We start from the raw sequence: 1,669 nt of genomic DNA on the forward strand, positions 1-1,669 counted from the left end.
CGGTAGCCGCGCTCCAGCGCCTCGGCGTAGACCCAGTGGAACTGGCCCCAGGCCGAGCCCACTTCGACCAGGCGCTCCAGCTGCGGGTGGTGCCAGTCCAGGTTGCAGCGCCGGCCGCCCACGTGCGGGATCATCAGGTGGCCGTCCGGGTCGTCGGCATAGGCGGCGTACAGCTCGTCCACCGGCCAGGCGCCGGGCTTCAGCGTGCCGGCGGTGTGTTCGTTCCACTCGAAGCTGCGCACCAGCCGGCCCTGCGCATCGAACGGGAAGCGCGGCTTGCCGTGGCCGAGGAAAACGACGTTGCGGTCACCGCCCGCAGCCGAGTTGCCGCACCACTCGGTGCCGGGGTAGCAGACGAAACGGCCGGACTCGTTCAGCGAATGGATCAGTTCGACCGCGGCGTCCCAGCGCTTCTCGGTGATGTTGAAGTCGTTGGCGGTGTAGCCCAGCACGTCCAGCCCGGCCACGTCGCGGCCGTAGCTCAGGTTGTACAGCGTGTCGTTGGTGCCGATGGTGTCGTCCGAGTGCACATGCAGGTCGGCATACAGCGGGCGAAGGCCATCGCGCTGGGCGATGTTGACGAATGCGCGTGTGCTGAGGCCTGGCGTGCCGTCCAGCGCGGCTTCCAGCCGCCATTCGCCTGGTTGCGCCAACGACAGGCCCGCCACACGCGCGACCGCCCAGCCTTGATCGGCCAGCGCAAAGTGTTGTTCCTGCTGGCTGCCGTCCGGACCAAGCAGCTTCAGCGTGCCGGCGCGCGGCAGTTCGCGGCAGGTGTTGCCCCAGGCGTCGTCCAGGCGCACGACCGCGTCGAACGACTCCTCGGTGCCGATCAGCCGCGGGGCGATCAGGCCCAGGTGCGCAGGCGGGCCGGGCACGATGTCGAACACGCAGTCGCCCGGCACCTCGGCGAATTTCGAGCTGCCCAGCGGGTCGATGAACATGCGGAAGCGGAAACCGGCTTCGACGAAGCTCTGCACGCGCGTGCCCTGCCCGCCATGCCGCCGGTCGCCCAGGCGGATCACGATGCGGTCGCCGGGGTTGAGGTAGCCGTCCACGATGTCGATCAGCACCGCCTTCTGGAACGGCCGCTCGTGGCCCTTCTGGTCGAAGCGCACCTTCAGGTGCTGCACCGTGGCCGGGCTCTGCCCCGGCACCAGTGGGCCGGCCTGGTATTCGGCCGAGACGAAGTCCGCGCCGCGCGGGTCGCTGGTCTGGAACAGCGCCCAATCGGAATAGAACTTGAACGCGAGCTTCAGCCAGGCGCCGTCCGCCAGGCCCGAGCCGCCCACTTCGTAGACCAGCGTCAGCTCGGTCCATTCACCGGCCACCAGCTGGCTGCGCTCGCACTGCACGCGACCCAGGAAAGGCAGCGACTTGTTGCGCGCATACAGGCCCACCGGGGCGATGTAGTCGCCGGCATCGGCTGGGTTGAAAGCGAGTGTCATTTCAGGTTCCTCAAGACTGGCCCAGCCAGTGGGTGTAGTGCGCTTCGAGGCGGCGGAAGACCAGCCGCTCGGTGAGCCAGGCGATCAGGCCGATCAGGCAGATGCCCAGCAGCACCTGGCTGCTGTTGCCGATCTGCCCGCCGGTCGAGACCATCCAGCCAATGCCTTGTGACGCGCCGATCATCTCGGCCGCCACCAGCGCCCGCCAGGCCTGGCTGAAG

General features: G+C 68.7%; 2 pseudogenes. Both read right to left on the reverse strand.

The window, feature by feature from the left end:
• Positions 1-1,448: pseudogene (locus FKP22_RS29550) on the reverse strand (hypothetical protein); the annotation flags it as partial.
• Between the two features lie 10 nt (positions 1,449-1,458).
• Positions 1,459-1,669 (reverse strand): annotated as a pseudogene (locus tag FKP22_RS29555) (ABC transporter permease); the annotation flags it as partial.

This window comes from Ideonella azotifigens (assembly GCF_006519715.1).
GTDB lineage: Bacteria > Pseudomonadota > Gammaproteobacteria > Burkholderiales > Burkholderiaceae_C > Ideonella > Ideonella azotifigens.